The organism is Kitasatospora sp. NPDC028961, from assembly GCF_055564815.1.
The window spans coordinates 21,680-37,519 of the sequence record NZ_JBVHVO010000031.1; the positions used below are offsets into that span (position 1 = coordinate 21,680).

20 protein-coding genes are annotated in these 15,840 nt (G+C 73.8%); 10 read left to right on the forward strand and 10 right to left on the reverse strand.

Features of this window, described 5'->3' with window-relative positions; all coding sequences use genetic code 11:
• Positions 1-24 precede the first annotated feature (24 nt).
• Positions 25-975 (reverse strand): AraC family transcriptional regulator, encoded by a 951-nt coding sequence (locus ACZ4UX_RS32220; protein ID WP_465709220.1) that lies wholly within the window; start codon positions 973-975, stop codon positions 25-27.
• Between the two features lie 134 nt (positions 976-1,109).
• Between ACZ4UX_RS32220 and ACZ4UX_RS32225 the strand changes: the two genes are divergently transcribed.
• From ACZ4UX_RS32225 to ACZ4UX_RS32240, 4 genes are all read left to right on the forward strand, one after another.
• Positions 1,110-1,610, forward strand: a complete 501-nt coding sequence (locus ACZ4UX_RS32225; protein WP_465709221.1) for an anthrone oxygenase family protein — start codon at positions 1,110-1,112, stop codon at positions 1,608-1,610.
• 159 nt (positions 1,611-1,769) lie between these two features.
• Positions 1,770-1,955: a hypothetical protein gene (locus tag ACZ4UX_RS32230; RefSeq protein WP_352295510.1), complete on the forward strand. Its 186-nt coding sequence runs from the start codon at positions 1,770-1,772 to the stop codon at positions 1,953-1,955.
• 71 nt (positions 1,956-2,026) lie between these two features.
• Positions 2,027-2,311, forward strand: coding sequence for a hypothetical protein (locus tag ACZ4UX_RS32235; protein WP_465709222.1), 285 nt, complete (start codon positions 2,027-2,029; stop codon positions 2,309-2,311).
• 134 nt (positions 2,312-2,445) lie between these two features.
• On the forward strand, positions 2,446-3,093 hold the full coding sequence (locus tag ACZ4UX_RS32240; protein WP_465709223.1) for a CatB-related O-acetyltransferase: 648 nt from the start codon (positions 2,446-2,448) through the stop codon (positions 3,091-3,093).
• Positions 3,094-3,107: 14 nt separating this feature from the next.
• Here the strand turns inward: ACZ4UX_RS32240 and ACZ4UX_RS32245 are convergent, their stop codons facing one another.
• Both ACZ4UX_RS32245 and ACZ4UX_RS32250 read right to left on the reverse strand, forming a co-directional pair.
• Positions 3,108-3,374 carry a hypothetical protein gene (locus ACZ4UX_RS32245; RefSeq protein ID WP_329485609.1) on the reverse strand — a complete coding sequence of 89 codons (267 nt, stop codon included), beginning with the start codon at positions 3,372-3,374 and terminating at the stop codon, positions 3,108-3,110.
• A 48-nt stretch (positions 3,375-3,422) separates the two neighbouring features.
• On the reverse strand, positions 3,423-4,085 hold the full coding sequence (locus ACZ4UX_RS32250) for a VanZ family protein (RefSeq protein ID WP_465709224.1): 663 nt from the start codon (positions 4,083-4,085) through the stop codon (positions 3,423-3,425).
• Between the two features lie 230 nt (positions 4,086-4,315).
• Between ACZ4UX_RS32250 and ACZ4UX_RS32255 the strand changes: the two genes are divergently transcribed.
• Positions 4,316-4,660: a YkvA family protein gene (locus tag ACZ4UX_RS32255; protein ID WP_465709225.1), complete on the forward strand. Its 345-nt coding sequence runs from the start codon at positions 4,316-4,318 to the stop codon at positions 4,658-4,660.
• A gap of 280 nt (positions 4,661-4,940) precedes the next feature.
• Here the strand turns inward: ACZ4UX_RS32255 and ACZ4UX_RS32260 are convergent, their stop codons facing one another.
• The 5 genes from ACZ4UX_RS32260 to ACZ4UX_RS32280 all read right to left on the reverse strand — a co-directional run bounded on the left by ACZ4UX_RS32260 (position 4,941) and on the right by ACZ4UX_RS32280 (position 8,188).
• Positions 4,941-5,513, reverse strand: a complete 573-nt coding sequence (locus tag ACZ4UX_RS32260; RefSeq protein ID WP_396490269.1) for a dihydrofolate reductase family protein — start codon at positions 5,511-5,513, stop codon at positions 4,941-4,943.
• Between the two features lie 50 nt (positions 5,514-5,563).
• On the reverse strand, positions 5,564-6,301 hold the full coding sequence (locus ACZ4UX_RS32265; protein WP_465709226.1) for an SRPBCC family protein: 738 nt from the start codon (positions 6,299-6,301) through the stop codon (positions 5,564-5,566).
• Entirely contained in the window at positions 6,298-6,948 is a 651-nt protein-coding gene (locus ACZ4UX_RS32270) for an ArsR/SmtB family transcription factor (RefSeq protein WP_465709227.1), read from the reverse strand. Before ACZ4UX_RS32270 ends, ACZ4UX_RS32265 begins: the two co-directional genes overlap by 4 nt.
• A 191-nt stretch (positions 6,949-7,139) precedes the next feature.
• The gene (locus ACZ4UX_RS32275; protein ID WP_465709228.1) at positions 7,140-7,784 is read right to left on the reverse strand and encodes an SRPBCC family protein; all 645 of its coding nucleotides are present in this window, start codon (positions 7,782-7,784) and stop codon (positions 7,140-7,142) included.
• Between the two features lie 95 nt (positions 7,785-7,879).
• Positions 7,880-8,188: a hypothetical protein gene (locus ACZ4UX_RS32280; protein WP_465709229.1), complete on the reverse strand. Its 309-nt coding sequence runs from the start codon at positions 8,186-8,188 to the stop codon at positions 7,880-7,882.
• Between the two features lie 366 nt (positions 8,189-8,554).
• Between ACZ4UX_RS32280 and ACZ4UX_RS32285 the strand changes: the two genes are divergently transcribed.
• From ACZ4UX_RS32285 to ku, 3 genes are all read left to right on the forward strand, one after another.
• Positions 8,555-8,719 carry a hypothetical protein gene (locus ACZ4UX_RS32285; protein ID WP_465709230.1) on the forward strand — a complete coding sequence of 55 codons (165 nt, stop codon included), beginning with the start codon at positions 8,555-8,557 and terminating at the stop codon, positions 8,717-8,719.
• A 109-nt stretch (positions 8,720-8,828) separates the two neighbouring features.
• On the forward strand, positions 8,829-9,290 hold the full coding sequence (locus ACZ4UX_RS32290; protein ID WP_352295487.1) for a DUF5709 domain-containing protein: 462 nt from the start codon (positions 8,829-8,831) through the stop codon (positions 9,288-9,290).
• 215 nt (positions 9,291-9,505) lie between these two features.
• Positions 9,506-10,591 carry a non-homologous end joining protein Ku gene (gene ku, locus ACZ4UX_RS32295; RefSeq protein WP_465709231.1) on the forward strand — a complete coding sequence of 362 codons (1,086 nt, stop codon included), beginning with the start codon at positions 9,506-9,508 and terminating at the stop codon, positions 10,589-10,591.
• 63 nt (positions 10,592-10,654) lie between these two features.
• On the opposite strand, the gene ACZ4UX_RS32300 is transcribed toward ku, so the two are convergent.
• Positions 10,655-11,053 (reverse strand): nuclear transport factor 2 family protein, encoded by a 399-nt coding sequence (locus tag ACZ4UX_RS32300; RefSeq protein WP_352295483.1) that lies wholly within the window; start codon positions 11,051-11,053, stop codon positions 10,655-10,657.
• A 178-nt stretch (positions 11,054-11,231) separates the two neighbouring features.
• Here ACZ4UX_RS32300 and ACZ4UX_RS32305 point away from each other — a divergent pair, with 178 nt between their 5' ends.
• A complete protein-coding gene (locus ACZ4UX_RS32305; protein ID WP_465709232.1) occupies positions 11,232-12,821 on the forward strand; it encodes a CYTH and CHAD domain-containing protein in 1,590 nt (529 codons plus the stop codon).
• A 424-nt stretch (positions 12,822-13,245) separates the two neighbouring features.
• Here ACZ4UX_RS32305 and ACZ4UX_RS32310 read toward each other — a convergent pair whose 3' ends face one another.
• Positions 13,246-14,364 (reverse strand): carboxylate-amine ligase, encoded by a 1,119-nt coding sequence (locus tag ACZ4UX_RS32310; protein WP_465709233.1) that lies wholly within the window; start codon positions 14,362-14,364, stop codon positions 13,246-13,248.
• A 331-nt stretch (positions 14,365-14,695) separates the two neighbouring features.
• On the opposite strand from ACZ4UX_RS32310, the gene ACZ4UX_RS32315 reads away from it, so the two are divergent.
• Entirely contained in the window at positions 14,696-15,790 is a 1,095-nt protein-coding gene (locus tag ACZ4UX_RS32315) for a YihY/virulence factor BrkB family protein (RefSeq protein WP_465709234.1), read from the forward strand.
• The last annotated feature ends 50 nt before the right edge of the window (positions 15,791-15,840 follow it).

Below are 15,840 nucleotides of genomic sequence, written 5' to 3' on the forward strand. Positions count from 1 at the left end.
CACTGCGGACCGGTCGCCCCGGGGTCAGCCCCCGGCGGCGACCGGTCCGGCCGAGCGGTGCTCCTGCGGGCTGACGCCGTGCACCCGCTTGAAGGCGGTGGAGAGGGCGAACGGGCTGCCGTAGCCGACCCGGTGGGCGACGGCGCCGAGCGTGGCGGCCGGGTCGTGCAGCAGGTCGGCGGCCAGCGCCAGCCGCCGGCCGGTGAGGTAGGACATCGGCGGTTCGCCGACCAGCTCGGCGAACCGGCGGGCCAGCGCGGCCCGGGAGACGCCGACCTCGGCGGCCAGGCCCGCCACCGTCCAGGGGTGGGCGAGGTCGCCGTGCAGCAGCCGCAACGCGTGACCGACCAGCGGGTCGGTGTGGGCGCGGTACCAGGCCGGGGCGTCGGACTCGGGCCGGGCCAGCCAGGTGCGCAGGGTGGCGATCAGCAACAGGTCCAACAGCCGGTCCAGTACCGCGTCCTGACCCGGCAGGTCCTTGCCGATCTCCTCGCCGAGCAGGTCGATCAGCGGGGAGTGCCAGGAGTCCGCGGTCACCACCAGCAGCGGGGGCAGCGCCTCCAGCAGGCCCCGGCTGACCTCGCCGCGCAGCTGGTACGTCCCGCTGAGCAGCACGTCCGGGCCGTCGGTGGCATCGCCCCAGGTGCGGGTACCGAGCGCCATCGTCTCGCACAGCCCGTCGCCGGCCGGGGTGCTGGAGCTCTGGTCGGGGTGGATCACCACCCGGGGCGGGGTGGTGGGGGTGTCGGCGAGCACGTACGCGTCCGGGCCCCGGGCGATCGCCACGTCCCCGGTGTCGAGCCGGACGGGGGCACCGTGGTCCGGCAGCACCCAGGCGGTGCCGCGCACGGGTGTGATCAGGGTGAGCGGTGCCCGGTCCTCGACCCGGATCGCCCAGGGCGGGGTGAGGACCGAGCGGATCAGGAAGGCGCCCCGGGCCCTCGGCCCCGCCAGCAGTCCGGCCAGTGCGTCCATGGCGCCCGAGTGTAGACGCCGGGTGTGGACGCCCGCGTATGCGGTCGAGTGGCTCGGCGATGGTGCGGGCACCCGCCGGGGCGGTTGACTCGGGGGTGTCCGTCAGCGGGCGTTCACGACGGGGAGTGTGTGGGATGGCGGGATTCAGAAGTGCGGTACTGCTGGCGGCGACCCTGGCCATGGGACTGAGCGCGGGTCTGTTCTTCGCCTTCTCCTGCTCCGTCATGCCGGGGCTCGGCAAGGCCGACGACCGGACCTTCGTGGAGACCATGCAGCGGATCAACGTGGCCATCCTGAACGGCTGGTTCATGCTGGTCTTCCTCGGCGCGCTCGCGCTCACCGTGCTCGCCGTGGTGCTGCAGTTCCGCGGCGGCGACCGGCGGCTGCTGCCCTGGCTGATCGCGGCGGCGGTGCTCTACACGGTGGTGCTGGTGGTCACGGGCGCGGTGAACGTCCCGCTCAACGATCAGCTGGCGGCGGCCGGTTCGCTCGACCACATCCCGGACCTGGCGGCCGTGCGGGAGACCTTCGAGAGCAGCTGGGTGGGCTGGAACACCGTGCGGACGGTCGCCGCGACGGCCGGCTTCGGCTGCCTGCTGGCCGCCCTGGTGACCGGCGCGCGGAGCGCGCTCTGACGGTGCGCTCCGCCGGACCACGCGGGGCCGTCGCGGCCGGCGGGAGGCGGTCGGCCGCGCCCGAAACCCCGACGGGGCACGCATGGAGCACCGCCCGGTGGGCACCCGCGCAGGGACCCGGAACGCCCGGGAGCTGCAACGGAGCGAGAGGAGCCCGCCGTGAGCGACCCCCGCACGGCGCCCAAGGTGCCCGACCTGCCGCCCGCCGAGGGCACGGAGGCACCCGACATCCCCGCGGCCGGTGGCGAGGAGGGCCGGACCCCGGCCGGAGGGCCGACCACCGACCGCGACGGCTCGGCCGCGGAGACCACCAGAGCCGAGAACGAGGACGAGCCGCCCGACTGACCGCCGGGCCGGACGGAGCCCGAAGGGCGCGGGCGCTCCCCCCGGAGCGCCCGCGCCCTTCGTATGCGCCCGTGTCTGCGGGCGCACGCCGGAGCACGCTCGACCGGATCCGGCTGTCGTGCACCAGGAACTGGGACGAGGTCATCACCACCGTCCGGCCCGGCGGCTTCCAGCAGAGCGACCTCGACCACGCCGCCGCCGTCACCATCCCGACCATCAAGGACCCGAAGGGCGTCGTCGAGCAGAGCCCGCTGACCCAGGGCCGCTCGTACGAGGGCCGGATCGGCAGCCGACCGGTCACCTTCACGGCGGGCCGGCAGGGCTGGTGGAACCACACCAGCCTCAACGCGCAGTAGCCGGCGCCCTCCACCGCGCCGCCGTCGCGGCGGGCCGGGGCCCGTCGCGGCGGCAGGGATAAACGACTGGTTCCGGGACGCACCGTTCCGCGATCATGGAGCGGACACCCCCGACCGACGAGGAGGCCCACCCCATGACCGCGCCCGCCGACCCCACGGTCCTCCACCCGCTGCCCGAGCACCCGAGGGTGGTGCTGCTCAAACCGCTGGTGAAGTCCCCGCTGATCGAGGTCGGGGAGTACTCGTACTACGACGACCCGGACGACCCGACCGCCTTCGAGACGCGCAACGTGCTGTACCACTACGGACCGGAGAAGCTGGTGATCGGCAAGTTCTGTGCGCTGGGCACGGGCGTGCGCTTCCTCATGAACGGCGCGAACCACCGGATGGACGGCCCGTCCACCTTCCCCTTCCCCACCATGGGCGGCTCCTGGGCCGACCACTTCGACCTGCTCACCGGGCTGCCGAACCGGGGCGACACCGTGGTCGGCAACGACGTCTGGTTCGGCCACGGCGCCACGGTGATGCCCGGCGTGCGGATCGGCCACGGCGCGATCGTCGCCGCCGGCGCCGTGGTCACCGGCGACGTCCCCGACTACGGCGTCGTCGGCGGCAACCCGGCCCGGCTCATCCGCACCCGCTACGGCGCCGAGGACGTCGCCCGCCTGCTGGCGGTGGCCTGGTGGGACTGGCCCCCGGCGCACATCACCGAGCACGTGCGGACGATCATGGCGGGCGGCATCGCCGATCTGGAGGCCGCCGCGCCGCCCGGCGGTTCGTGATCCGGAGCCGGACGCTAGTCCACGGCCCGGCGGGCGACCAGGTTCCCGATCGCCGCGTAGACGATCGCCGGGATGCCGTAGTCGAGCAGGATCTGGACGGTCTGGCTGGAGACGGTGAAGAGCCCGCGCGACCAGGCGGCGAGCCAGTCGGCCGCGGAGTGGAACCAGCCGACGACGGTGTTTCCCTGATTGGCGCTGAGCAGATCCAGGATGATCCAGACGACGAGAATGCCTGCGACGATGTGGGCCGCTGCTCTGATGGCCGAATTCATTCCTCTCATGGCCACCGCTTAGCCCGTGGCGGCTGCGGCAAACCGGTCGAGGACTGGTCAATTCCCTTGACCCTCAGGGCTGTTGTCCTGGCGAAGGTGCGTCCGGGGCCCGGGGTGGACCGTCCGGGCCAGCCGCCGCCCCAGCACCAGGTAGCCGAGCAGCGCGCCGAGGGTGTTGAGGATGACGTCGTCGATGTCGAAGGCCCGCCCGGTGATGAGCGCGCCCTGGACCAGTTCGACCAGCACCATGACCGCCGCCGTCCTGATCAGCACCCGGAACAGGCCGCGGGCCCTCGGCCACAGCACCGGGAGCAGCAGCCCGAACGGCACCCCGAGCAGCACGTTCCCGCCCACCTGCCGCAGCGCGTCCAGCGTGACGGCGTGCAGCAGGTAGTGCCGCAGCGAGTCGCCGGGGCGCAGGTTGCTGTGCACCCGGCCCACGGCCCCGGGCGCGGGCACCAGCGTGATGCGGGCCAGGAGGACGGCGAAGCCGACCATCGCGAGGAAGGCGGCGAGGAGGATGAGCCACCGGCCGACCGCCGAGGCCCAGGACCGCCGCTCGGGCGCCCGCTCCTGCGCACCGTCCGGCGCACCGATCGGCGGTTCCCCGTGGTCGGGCGGCGCCGGACGGTCGCGACGTCGCAGCCGTGCCGCCAGGGCCCACCGGGCACCGCCCCGGGGCCCGTCCCCGGCTTCCGTGTCGATCAGCTCTTTCGTCACGACTCCCCCGCCCGCTCAGGTGGTGCGCGACCGCCCGCCTACCCGCGCCGCGCCACCTCATGCCGCGCGTCCTCCTGCCGCACGCGGGGCCGCCGGATCGGTGGCCGCCCCGGCGACCGCACCACGGGTGCGATGCTTGAGTTCGCCCGGTGGTGTGCACGGTCCGCGGAAAGCGGGGCAGGTTCCTGGGGAACGGTCGGAGCGATCGGTTCGAGCGAAAGGTGGCCGGGGTGGACGGCGGAAGCGTGTTCTGGTGGGTGGCCGGCGGGATCGTCGCGGTCACCGTGGTGGTGGCGGTCGTCCTGGTGGTCAAACTGGTCCGGGCCCGGAGACTGCTGGGCTCAGCCGGCATCCCGATGTCGAAGAAGGTGCTCTTCTGGGCGTCCATCGCCTATCTGATCAGCCCGGTGGACCTGCTGCCCGACCCGATCCTGCTGGATGACATCGGCTTCCTGCTCGTGGCCCTGCGCTCGTTGAACAAGGCCGGGCTCCGGGCGGGTGTCGGCCCCGCGGTCCGCAGCGCGGCCGGTTACGCGGCCGCGCGGCCGAGGCATCGGCCGGAGGGTCCGGCGTAGCACCCGGGCGGAACCGGTCGGGCGGGCACTCAGCCCGCGCGGGGCCTCAGCAGGTCCTGGACGAGGGCGTCCACCAGGGCGGCGGAGACGCCCGACCCCGTCAGGGCGCAGTGGACGACCGGGCCGACGAGGCCGTCGACGACGGGGTCAGGGCCGAGTCCGGGCGAGAACGCGCCCGCGTCGATCCCGCGGACGACCAGGTCGCGCTCCCGATCGCGGCGCGAGCAGGACCCGGCCGACCGGGTCGACGGCGAGGGCCGCCGGGCGGGACGGTGGCGGGTCAGTGGAGGACGTCGAGGATCTGCTTCTGGAGGCCGTTGGAGTAGACCTCGTGCTCGACGAGCTGCAGCTTCTGCGCGTCCTTGTCCGTGGTGCTGAACAGGCGCTTGCCGGCGCCGAGCAGCAGCGGGTAGACGAGCAGGTGGTAGCGGTCGATCAGGCCGGCGTCGGAGAGGCCGTGGTTCAGGGTGGCGCTGCCGTGGACGATGATCGGGCCGCCCTCGGTCTCCTTGAGCGCGGCGACCTCGTCCAGCGAGCGCAGGATGCTGGTCTCGCCCCAGTTCGTGACCAGCTTGTCCTCGGTGAGCGTGGTCGAGACGACGTACTTCGGCATCGTCCGGTAGCGGGCGAACTCCGCCATGTCCGGCCAGACCGGACTGAAGGCCTCGTAGCTGGTGCGGCCCAGCAGGATGGCGGTGGACTCCTCCTGCTCGCGCCCCTTGATCTCGAAGGCCTCGGGGAGGAACTCGACGTCCTTGAAGGTCCATCCGGAGTTGCGGTAGCCGGGCTCGCCGCCCGGCGCCTCGACGACTCCGTCGAGGGAGACGAACGCGGTGCTGATGAGAGTGCGCATGGGGGTCCTCGGTGTCGTTCTCGGGTGTGGTCGGGATATCCGGGCGGCGGTCAGCCGAGTACTCGTACGAGCCACCGCTGCCAGGCGTCCTCGGCTCCGTCGGTGTCCGCTCCGAACAGGTGGTGGAACATCAACGCCGTTCCGGCGCCGTGGTGGAAGGTGTAGAGGCCGTCCGCCGTGCGCAGCCCGAAGCGTTCGTCGTCGGCCCAGACCACCTCGCCGTCCAGCGGCGGCAGGCCGGCCGGCTCGGCCTGCGCCCGGGCGCCGACGGTCACCGGGGTGGGCAGCGACAGCGCGCCGGCGAGGGCCGCCCGGACGTCCTGCGCCGGCCGCCGGCCGGTCGGCGCCGCGGCGAACACCGGGACGGCCGTGCGGGCGGCGAAGTGGGTCAGGTACTGGGCCAGCGTGCCCAGGTGGAAGGGCCAGCCGCGGCGCAGCGCGTCGTACTCGTCCTGCCAGTCGTCGCCGAGGAGGCCGCTGTGGACGACGCGCAGGACGGTGGCGGCGCCGCCACGGCCTTCGATGAGGTACTCGAAGGCCATGAAGCGGCCGTCCTCGCCGGGTGACGTGCGGGTGGCCAGCCGCTTGCCGGGTTCGTAGGCGGTGACCAGGGCCTCCTCCCGGTGGCCGCCGGTCTCCATGGCCGCCGTGCCGCCCTCGCGCGGTTCCACCTCGTTGCGGCCCATGAACCAGGAGTCGATCCCCGGGCCGGTGGCGATCGCCTCCCAGACCTGTTCGGGGCTCGCCGGCAGCGTGGTCTCCAGCTCGATCTCGAACGGGTGCGTCATCGTCGGTTCTCCTCTGCCGCTTCGGAGTTCGTCGCCGGGGGCGCCCCGGTGGCGCCCGGCGGCCCGGCCGGGTCGGGGATCTGGTGCAGCCCGACGACCACCCGGTGGGTCCGGCCGCCCGGCGCGCTCTCGTCGTGATAGCGGCCGACGAGGGCGGCCACGGTCCGGGACAGCTCCTCGGCGAAGGCCGCCCGGTCGGCAGCCGAGGCGAACCGCACCTCCGCGTCGATGCCGAAGGAGGCGACCCGCCGGCCGGCCCGGGAGGCGCCGGTCAGCAGTTGCCCGACCTCCTGGACCAGCCGTGACCCCAGGGCCAGCAGCCAACGGGCCGAGAGCTGGTCGGGCGAGCGGGCCGGGTCCGGGCGCACGGCGGCCAGGGCGAGCGGGGAGATCACGTAGGAGGCGGCGGTGGCACGGTACACCCGTTCGGTGACGTTGCCCTTACGCCGTTCCTCGGCGAGTTCGACGAGCCCGTGACGCTCCAGCTCCTTCAGGTGGTAGTTGACCTTCTGCCGGGGCAGCCCGAGGCGGCCGGCCAGCATGGTGGCCGAGCCGGGCTCGGCCAGGGCGGCGAGGATCCGGGACCGGATCGGGTCCAGGGACGCCTCGGCCGCGGCGGGTTCTTCGATCACAGCGACGTCCAGCACCCCTCCAGAATGCTGCCGACAGGATTCTTTGTCAAGACAAGTGAATTTGTCGGTGAGCGGGCGCGAGCAAGGTCCCGGGGCCCTCGTGACCGCCGGGGGCCGGACACGCGACCGCCGTCCCACTCGCGCCGGAGCGCGGGCGGGACGGCGGTTCGCCGGCAGGCTCAGTACGGCCGGGCTCGTACGGCCGCTCAGGACGACAGGCCGTGCGCCCGGGCCTCGGCGGTGCCCTTCAGGTCGCGCAGCCAGGATTCGAGGCCCTGCGCGAGGATCTCGGTCGCGGCGGGCACGTTCGCATCGACCTGGGGGCCGGTGTGGGTCTCCTCGGTGCGCACCAGAACACCGCCCCTGACCTTGACGAAGTTCCACACGTGGACACCGTCGATGTGCAGGCCCGCACCGATCGCGGGGCCGGTCCAGCGGATGCAGGAGTCGCGCTCGAGCTGCTCGACGGTCGAGGTGATCACCAGGCTGGTGGCGGGGGTCGAGGGGTTCGGGGGCACGGGCGTCGTCCACCGGAAGGCCGAACCCCTGCGGAGCGGGCCGTCGTCGAGGCGGTCCGCCGTCGTGACGGGGGGCTGCCAGGCCGGCCAGCGCTCCACGTCGGTCTGCAGCGTCCAGACGACGCCCAGCGGCGCGTGGATCACGGTCTCGGTCCGGTGGCGGACGAGTGCGTCGGGGTCGACGCCCTTCCCGCCGCAGGTCAGGGACGCACCGGGCCGGGAGCCGGGCCCGGTGGCGGCCCCGGCGGGCAGGGCGGCCGCGCCGAGCAGGCCGACGACGAGCGGGACGGTGCACAGGGCGGCACGGAGGCCGGTGCTGCGAATGCCGGACATGGGGTCTCCCTTGATCGGTCGTAAGGCGGACATGGCCCATCGGGTGCGCGGCGGGCATCGGGCCCGGCACGGCGGGCGGTGTTCGGTGGAGCGCGTCACCGGCCGGGGCGGCGCTGCGTCCGGGCCCGGTGGAGGGTGGCGAGGAGGACGGCGGACGCCGCCACGATCAGCCCGGCGAACCCGGGGTGCATGTCCTTGGACAGGCTCTGCGCCCCGTCGGGCCGGGCCAGCCACACCACCAGCGGGGCGGCGTACGCGGCGGCGAGCAGGAACACCGCCCGCCGCACCGCCCGGTCACGGACGGACCGGAGGGCGCCGACGAGGGCGAGCACCACCGGGAGGACGGCGAGCAGCGCGAACTGGCCCATCACCAGCACGGGGACCGCCCAGGCGGCGACGGTCACCGACCTCGGGACGAGCCGGTCTCCACGCCGGTCTCCACGCCGACCTTCGTGCCGGTCTTCGTGCCGGTCTTCTTGCCGGCCTTCGCGGGCGTGGAGTGACTGGACCGTGGCGGCCATGAGGGTCTCCTTGGATCGGCGGAGTGCACGGCGGCACCACGCATGCCAGGCTGAGATAGATAGATGCTCACGTGTTCGTTAGAAGTTGTAACGCAGAACGACCCTGAGGGTCAATAGTGTTAGTGATAGCTTCTAACAACACCTTGACCATCTAGCTCGCTTGAGCGGGATCACACCCGGCGTGGGAGCAGGCACTCCGGGCAAGCGCTTGGTACTGCTGTCGGACACACCGAAGAGAGGACCGCGGCCATGACCACACCCGACAACACCGAGGAGCCGGACGAGGAGACCCGCGAGCGGTCCGCCGAGGAGCGCTCGATCGTGGCCCCCACCCCTGCGGACGTCCGCGCCAAGGCGGAGGACGGCGACGACGAGGAGCCCGAACCGCCGGCGGCGGACACCCAGGCGCCCTGACAGGGGCTCAGACCGGGGCGCGCGCCCCACTTCGCACCAGGGGGTGGGCGCCCCGGGCAGCCGGCGCGTCCGGTTCCCAGCCCCGGACCACAGGAGTCAGGAGTTGTTCATGGTTGACCACAGCAGGGGTGACGACGTCTACCAGCCCGTCGGCGGCGACGACGAGCAGGAGGACGCGACGCCGCTCGACCTCCAGGACGCACTGGACGAGCGCACGTACGACGACATCCTCGACGAGGGGTACTCACCGCCGGAGAAGCCGCTCGGCGTGACCGGCGCGGGAACCACCCCGGCGGAACAGCGCGAGGGCGAGAGCCTGGACGCCCGGCTGGCCCGGGAGCTGCCCGAGGTCGCCGACGGCGAGGGCGACGGCATCGGCGACCTGCCGGGCGGGGAGGGCGAGCTGCTGGACGCCGAGGCCGGCGACCGTCGGGCGGGACGGCTCGTCGCACCGGACGAGGGGGCTCACGCGCACACCACCAAGGGCATGTTCGCCTCCGACGTCGGCATCGACGGCGGCGCCGCGGGCGCCGAGGAGGCGGCCATGCACATCGTGCCCGACGAGGAGTGAGCACGCTGGGCAGCGGGATCGAACACGGCCCGTCATACCTGTCCCGTCGGGGTTTGAGCAGGTGAGCGGCTGTCCACACACCAGATAGGGCGTCGTCGTGCCTCCGAGCGGGGCCCAGCAGGCGGCGGCGCCCGCAGGCCCGTCACCGCACGCGGAGCAGCGGTCCGGCGCGGACGCCGGCGGGCCGCCGACGGGGGCGAGAGAGGACAGCCGCCATGGCCCGACCCGTGTGGACCGGAGTCCTGACCTTCGGCCTGGTCACCGTGCCCGTCTCCCTGTACACCGCGACGCAGTCCCACGACGTGCGCTTCCACCAGCTGCAGCGCGGCACCTCGGACCGCGTCCGCAACAAGCGGGTCAACGAGCGCACCGGCAAGGAGGTCGAGTTCGGCGAGATCGTGAAGGGCTACCCGGTCGCCGAGGGCGAGTACGTCGTCGTGGAGCCGGACGAGCTGGAGCAGATCTCCCCCGGCCGCTCGCGCACCATCGACATCGCCGGCTTCGTCGACCTCGCCGAGGTGGACCCGATCTTCTTCGACAAGACCTACTACCTCGGCCCCAAGGGCAAGGAGTACCAGAAGGTCTACGCCCTCCTCGTGGAGTCCCTCGACCACGCGGGCAAGGTCGGACTGGCGATGTTCGCGATGCGCGGCAAGGAGTACCTGACCGCCATCCGCTCCGAGAACGGCCTGCTGGAACTGCACACCATGCACTTCGCCGACGAGGTCCGCGACCCGCGCCGGGAGATCGACGACCTCCCCGAGAAGGTCGAGCTGTCCACCCAGGAGATCAAGACCGCCGAGCAGCTCATCGGCATGCTCGCCGTCGACTGGGACCCGGGCGAGTGGCACGACACCTACGAGGACCAGGTCAAACAGCTCATCGAGGACAAGCTCGCCGGCCGCGAGATCGCCGTGTCCAGCGGCCCGGCCCCCGAGGCCACCAACGTCATCGACCTCATGGACGCCCTGCGCCGCAGCCTCGACAGCGCCGGCAAGGGCGAGTCCGCGGAGGCGGCGAAGAAGTCCTCCCGGAGCACCGCGTCCTCCGGTAAGGACCGGGCTCCCGCGAAGACCGGTGCAAAGAAGACCGGTGGAAAGAAGAGCACCGCCGCCGGCGGCTCCACCTCGAAGCGCGCCGGCGCCGCCGAGGCGTCGGAGCTGTCCGAGCTCACCAAGGCCGGGCTCTACAAGCTGGCCACCGAGCTGGACATCCCCCACCGCTCCACCATGAACCGCGAGGAGTTGCAGGAGGCCGTCGGGAAGGCCCGGTCCGGCCGCCGGCTCAAGGCGGTCTCCTGACGCCCTCGGGCGGTACCACGGCCGTCCCGGCCCGGCCGCCCCGCACGCGGACCGCCCCCGTACTCAGACCGCGTCGAACCAGGAGAACGCCGCGATCCGCCAGCCCTCCGGGGTCCGGACGAACTGGATGGTCTTGGTGCCGCCGCCCTCGAAGGGCTCGCCGTCCAGGATCCCGGACTTGCGGTACTCGCCGAACCGTGACGCGATGTCGCCCGCTATCTCGGTGTGTTCGGAGACCTCCCACTCGGAGAACTCGACCAGCCGGCCCTCGGTCAGCAGCCGCTCGCGGGGCTCGACGAACTCCTCCACGGTGTACACCGTGAACGCCGGACCGGTCAGGACGATCACGCCACCCGGGATCATCAGCCGGCGGACCCGGGCGACGTCGGCGGCCCGGCCCTCCCGGTTGTCGAAGGACCCGAAGAACTCGGCGGTCAGCGTGTCGATCTCAGCCTTGGACATGGCGCGACGCTAGCACCGGCGGGCCGCCGCGCACCGCCGGTTTCGGCAGGCCGCCACCGCTCGGGGCGCCCGGGCTCGCGGCGCGCCGCGGCGGATCCGCATCCGGCGGGTGCGGACAGTGCCTCCGGACCACCGGGACCGCGCGATTGAGTGCGCCCGATCCGGGCAGGCGACCTCCATGGCGACTGTCCACGAGGAGACCGAACAGAGCTACGACGGAGCCCCGAGCCGGGCGCTGGCCCCCGACGGGCTGCCGGGCGTGGCCGAGATCGCAGCCGGCACCGCGGAGATCCTGGACGCGGTCTACTACGACACGCCCGACCTGCGGCTCCTGCGCGGCGGCATCACCGTGCGCAGGCGGACCGGCGGGCACGACGCGGGCTGGCACCTCAAGATCCCGCACCCCGACGGGCACCGCACCGAGCTGCGGCTTCCACTCGAAGCGGGGACGGGCCGCCGGCCGCCGGACGAGCTGGTGACCCGCACCCGCGGCGCCGCCCGGGGCAGCCGGCTGGCGCCGGTCGCCCACCTGCGCACCCGCCGGGACCGGACCCTGCTGCTCGACGCCGGACACCGCACCCTGGCCGAACTGGCCCAGGACGAGGTGTCCGCCCAAATACTCGACCCGGGTCGGCTCCTCGACGAGGGCCAGACTCTCGACGAGGGCCAGGACCTCGACGGGAGCAACCCCCCGCAGCCGGCGGCCCGGCCCGACGGGTCCGGGCCGCGCACCGAACTCGTCACCTGGACCGAGACCGAGGTGGAACTGGTCGACGGCGGGCCCGACCTCCTCGACGCGGTCGATCGCCGGCTGCGCGAGGAGGGGCTCCGCCGGACGGCCGCGCCGTCCAAGCTCGGCCGGCTGCTGGCCGACCGCCTGCCGCCGGACCGGCGGCCCGCCGCGCCGCCCGCCGGGTCGGTCGGCGCCGTCCTCACCGCCTACCTGCGGGAGCAGACGGCGACCCTCCACGACCTCGACCCGGCCGTCCGCCTGGACCGGCCCGACTCGGTGCACCGGATGCGGGTGAGCGTCCGCCGGCTGCGCAGCGCGCTCACCGCGCACCGCCGCCTGCTGGACCGCGCCACCACCGACCACCTCGCCGAGGAACTGCGCTGGCTCGGGAAGGTGCTGGGGAAGGCCCGGGACGCCGAAGTCCTCGGCGAACGGCTCGGCACCCAGGCGGGGGACCTGCCGCCGGTGGCCCAGCCCGGGGAGGTCGCCGAGCGGATCTCCGCCTGGTTCGACCACCGCTACGCCCGCGCCCACCGCGCCGCCGTCCACACGATGGACGGGCGCCGGTACTACGCGCTGCTCGACGCCCTCGACGAATTCGCCGCGGCGCCGCCCCTGCGGGCACGCGCCGAGCGGGGCGCCGGGCAGGCCCGCCGCGCGCTGAAGCGCGAGCAGCGGCGTACCGGGCGGCGGCTGCGCAGCGCGCTGGACCTGCCCGCCGGTACCGACCGTGACCAGGCGCTGCACCGCGCCCGCAAGGCCGCCAAGCGCGCCCGCTACACCTCGGAGAGCCTGTCGCCGCTGGCCGGTACGGCCGGCCGGCGCTTCGGCAAGCGCATGAAGCGGATCCAGAAGGCCCTCGGCGCCCATCAGGACGGCGTCGTCGCCGAACAGGCGCTCCTCCCGGTGGTGGCCGCCGCGGGCGACGCCGGCGAGCGCACCTTCGGCTACGGCCTGCTGTACGCCCTCCAACGCGCCGGGACCGGAGAGCAACTCGCCACCGCCCGCCGCACCTGGCACAAGCTCCGGCACTGACCGGCCGCCCGGGTCTGTTCCCCGCGGTCCGGCCTGGTCGCGCTCGGTCGTGGTGTCGGACCGGCGTTCGAGGCCGCACCTCGAAGTACGGGCCGGGGCGTCGGGCTATGGGCCTACCGTGTCTCGCACGAAGGCCCGAAGGTGATCGCGCACGGTGTCGGGCTGCTCCAGCCACGGTTCGTGGCCGGCGTCGTCGATCCGGCCCCCGTGGAGCATGACCACGGGCGGCGTCCGAGTCGTGTCGCCCAGCGCTGTCCAGCGGATCCGCGCCCCGTCCGACATGGACGTCAGGCCCTCTGTCTCCATCAAGGCCACCGAGGAGAACCTACCGCCGACGCCGACGACCTGCCAGACGCCCGGGAGCAGGCTGGAGGACGCCCCGACGGGATTCCCCGAGGCTCTCCGGGCTGCGGGGCCGGGCCCCTCAGGCGCGGGCGGTCAGGGCGGCGAGGCCGTCCACCACGTGGTGGAGCGAGCCGTGGCGGCGGTGGAAGACACGCTGCCGTTCGGCTCCGGTGCCGGTGGCGAGGACGGCGCCGAGGAGTGCGCGGGCCTCGGCGAGGTCACCGTGGGCCTCCAGGCCGGGGGTGCTGCGCCGCAGCAGCAGGTGGAGCAGCTGGATCATCGGGCGGGACGTTCCGGACGGGTCGACGCCCGTCCCCCGCAGGCCGTGCAGGGCGGCCTGCCGGTGGGCCGCGGCCAGTTGGGCGTCGGTGACGTCCGGTGCCGGGGCGTCCCGCTCGGCCTCGTACAGCAGCGAACTCGCGAGGCCGCGCAGCAGCACGGCGAACAACAGGGTGGCGTCGAGGTCGGCGTTCACGTCGGCGACCCGGATCTCCAGGGTCGGCAGGTGCTCCGACGGGCGCGCGTACCAGTAGATCATCCGCCGGTCCAGGACCGTGCCGTCGGTGACCAGCCGGTCGGCCAGCGCGTCGTAGCCCCGCTCGTCGAGCACCGGCGCGGGGCCGACGGTGGGCCACTGCCCGTACTGCAGGGCGCGCCAGCTGGCGCAGTTGCGGTCCCGGCCGTCGGCGAAGGGGGAGTTGACCATGAGCGCCTGGAGCACCGGCAGCCACGGGCGCAGGCGGTGGCTCAGCCGGAGCGCCTCGGCCCGGTCGAAGGTGCCGAGGTGCACGTGGAGGCCGCTCAGCTCGCCCCCGCCGGTCGCGAGCGGGCCGACGTGCCGGGCGATCTCCCGGTACCGGGGGGCGTCGGTGATCGGCAGCGGGTGGCGGGTGAGCAGCGCCGTGGCCGACGCCACCAGCAGGCAGTCGTGCCGGGCCGCGGCGGCCGCCACCGCTTGCCGGCCGGCCGCCAGTTGCGCGCGGAGGCCGGCGGAGGTCGACGCCGGGTCGGTACGGATCTCCAGCTGGCTCGCGAAGAACTCACCCTGCACGCGTTGGCCCAGGACCGGCCGCGCGTCGGCGATGACCTCAGCCGCCCGGGGCGCGGCAGCCCGGCTGCGGGTGTCGGCCAGCAGGAATTCCTCCTCGACACCGAAGGTGAGCGGGGAGTCCCCGGGGGCGGAGCCGGTCACAGCCATCGGTCTCTCCAGTCGCAAAGAGGGCCAGTAGGAACAGGAAAAGGGCCGGCAGGAGGAGGGCCAGTAGGAAGGAGGCCCCTCGGAGTCGGTCAGGAGACGGGGCCACGAGGCAGGACGAGTGCCACGCACGATCACCGGCTCGTGGAGCCGGCCACCTGCCGTGCTCAGAGAACCTGCCCAGGCAGGGGCGGGCCATGCCGCCCGGCCGGGAGGGAACCCGTCCGGAAGCAGGGCTTCCCGCACGCGCCGCGGCCGTCGGCACCGGCGGCCGGCCGCAGCGCTTGAGGCGGCCGCACCGGTTGAGGGAGCCGGTCCGGGGCAGGCGCGCCGCATGGAACCCGCGCCCGAGCCCACCCACCCGTCCGACGGCCCCGAGACCCCTCCCCCGCCCAGGCCGACCGGCCGTTCCGGACCGGACACCGGCCCCGAGCCGGCCGGACCGGACAGCGCCCCCGCCGCCCCGCGGAGCCCGTCCGATCTGCCCCGCCGCTCGTGGCGGGCCGTCGTGCGCCGCACCGCCGGCGAGTTCCTCGCGGACGAGCTCCCCGACCGGGCGGCGGCGCTCACCTACTACGGGGTGCTGGCGATCTTCCCCGCCCTGCTCGTCCTGGTGGCGATGCTGGGGGTGATCGGCCGCTCCGCGACCGACGCGATCCTCGACAACCTCCAGCACCTCGCACCGGGCCCGGCCCGGGACATCCTGCGCAACGCCGTCGACCAGCTCAGGGACAACAGCGGCCCGAGCTCGGTCCTCGCCGTGCTGGGCCTGGTGGCCGCGCTCTGGGCGGCCTCCGGGTACGTCGGCGCCTTCATCCGCGCCGCCAACGCCGTCTACGACATCGCCGAGGGGCGCCCGATCTGGAAGGTCACGCCGCTGCGGTTGGGGCTGACCCTCCTCCTCATGGTGCTGCTCGCCGCGAGCGCGGTCATCGTGGTCTTCACCGGGCCGATCGCGGACCGGGTCGGCCGCGCGCTCGGGCTGGGCAGCACCGCGCTACGGGTGTGGTCCTACGCCAAGTGGCCCGTCCTGGTGGTGCTGGTGATCCTGATGATCGCGGTCCTGTACTGGGCCGCGCCCAACGTCCGGGGCCGCGGCTTCCGCTGGGTCACCCCCGGCAGCGTCCTGTCGGTGCTGATCTGGCTGGCCGCCTCGGCGGGCTTCGCCGTGTACGTCGCCAACTTCTCGTCCTACAACCGGACGTACGGCACGCTCGCCGGCGTGATCGTCTTCCTGGTCTGGCTCTGGCTGTCCAATCTCGCGATCCTGCTCGGCCTGGAGTTCGATGCCGAGCTCTCCCGTCAGCGGGCCATCGCCGGTGGCTTCCCCAAGGACCGGGAGCCCTACGTCACCCCGCGTGACACCAGCACCTGGCCCGAGGAGAAGGAGGAGGAGGCGGCGCCCCCGGAGGACGGCGGGCCACGATAGGCCGAGCGGGCCGGCCAGGTGTGGGCGGCGCTGATCCGGGCAGCCGCCCG

Bases quoted from the DNA above. Each gene is read 5' to 3' on its own strand.
- ACZ4UX_RS32275 (WP_465709228.1), bottom strand. From the start codon at position 7,784: ATGTCCGGCATTCGCAGCACCGGCCTCCGTGCCGCCCTGTGCACCGTC.
- ACZ4UX_RS32300 (WP_352295483.1), bottom strand. From the start codon at position 11,053: ATGTCCAAGGCTGAGATCGACACGCTGACCGCCGAGTTCTTCGGGTCC.
- ACZ4UX_RS32265 (WP_465709226.1), bottom strand. From the start codon at position 6,301: ATGACGCACCCGTTCGAGATCGAGCTGGAGACCACGCTGCCGGCGAGC.
- ACZ4UX_RS32285 (WP_465709230.1), top strand. From the start codon at position 8,555: ATGACCACACCCGACAACACCGAGGAGCCGGACGAGGAGACCCGCGAG.
- ACZ4UX_RS32315 (WP_465709234.1), top strand. From the start codon at position 14,696: ATGGAACCCGCGCCCGAGCCCACCCACCCGTCCGACGGCCCCGAGACC.
- ACZ4UX_RS32225 (WP_465709221.1), top strand. From the start codon at position 1,110: ATGGCGGGATTCAGAAGTGCGGTACTGCTGGCGGCGACCCTGGCCATG.
- ku (WP_465709231.1), top strand. From the start codon at position 9,506: ATGGCCCGACCCGTGTGGACCGGAGTCCTGACCTTCGGCCTGGTCACC.
- ACZ4UX_RS32220 (WP_465709220.1), bottom strand. From the start codon at position 975: ATGGACGCACTGGCCGGACTGCTGGCGGGGCCGAGGGCCCGGGGCGCC.
- ACZ4UX_RS32260 (WP_396490269.1), bottom strand. From the start codon at position 5,513: ATGCGCACTCTCATCAGCACCGCGTTCGTCTCCCTCGACGGAGTCGTC.
- ACZ4UX_RS32240 (WP_465709223.1), top strand. From the start codon at position 2,446: ATGACCGCGCCCGCCGACCCCACGGTCCTCCACCCGCTGCCCGAGCAC.
- ACZ4UX_RS32245 (WP_329485609.1), bottom strand. From the start codon at position 3,374: ATGAGAGGAATGAATTCGGCCATCAGAGCAGCGGCCCACATCGTCGCA.
- ACZ4UX_RS32290 (WP_352295487.1), top strand. From the start codon at position 8,829: ATGGTTGACCACAGCAGGGGTGACGACGTCTACCAGCCCGTCGGCGGC.
- ACZ4UX_RS32310 (WP_465709233.1), bottom strand. From the start codon at position 14,364: ATGGCTGTGACCGGCTCCGCCCCCGGGGACTCCCCGCTCACCTTCGGT.
- ACZ4UX_RS32305 (WP_465709232.1), top strand. From the start codon at position 11,232: ATGGCGACTGTCCACGAGGAGACCGAACAGAGCTACGACGGAGCCCCG.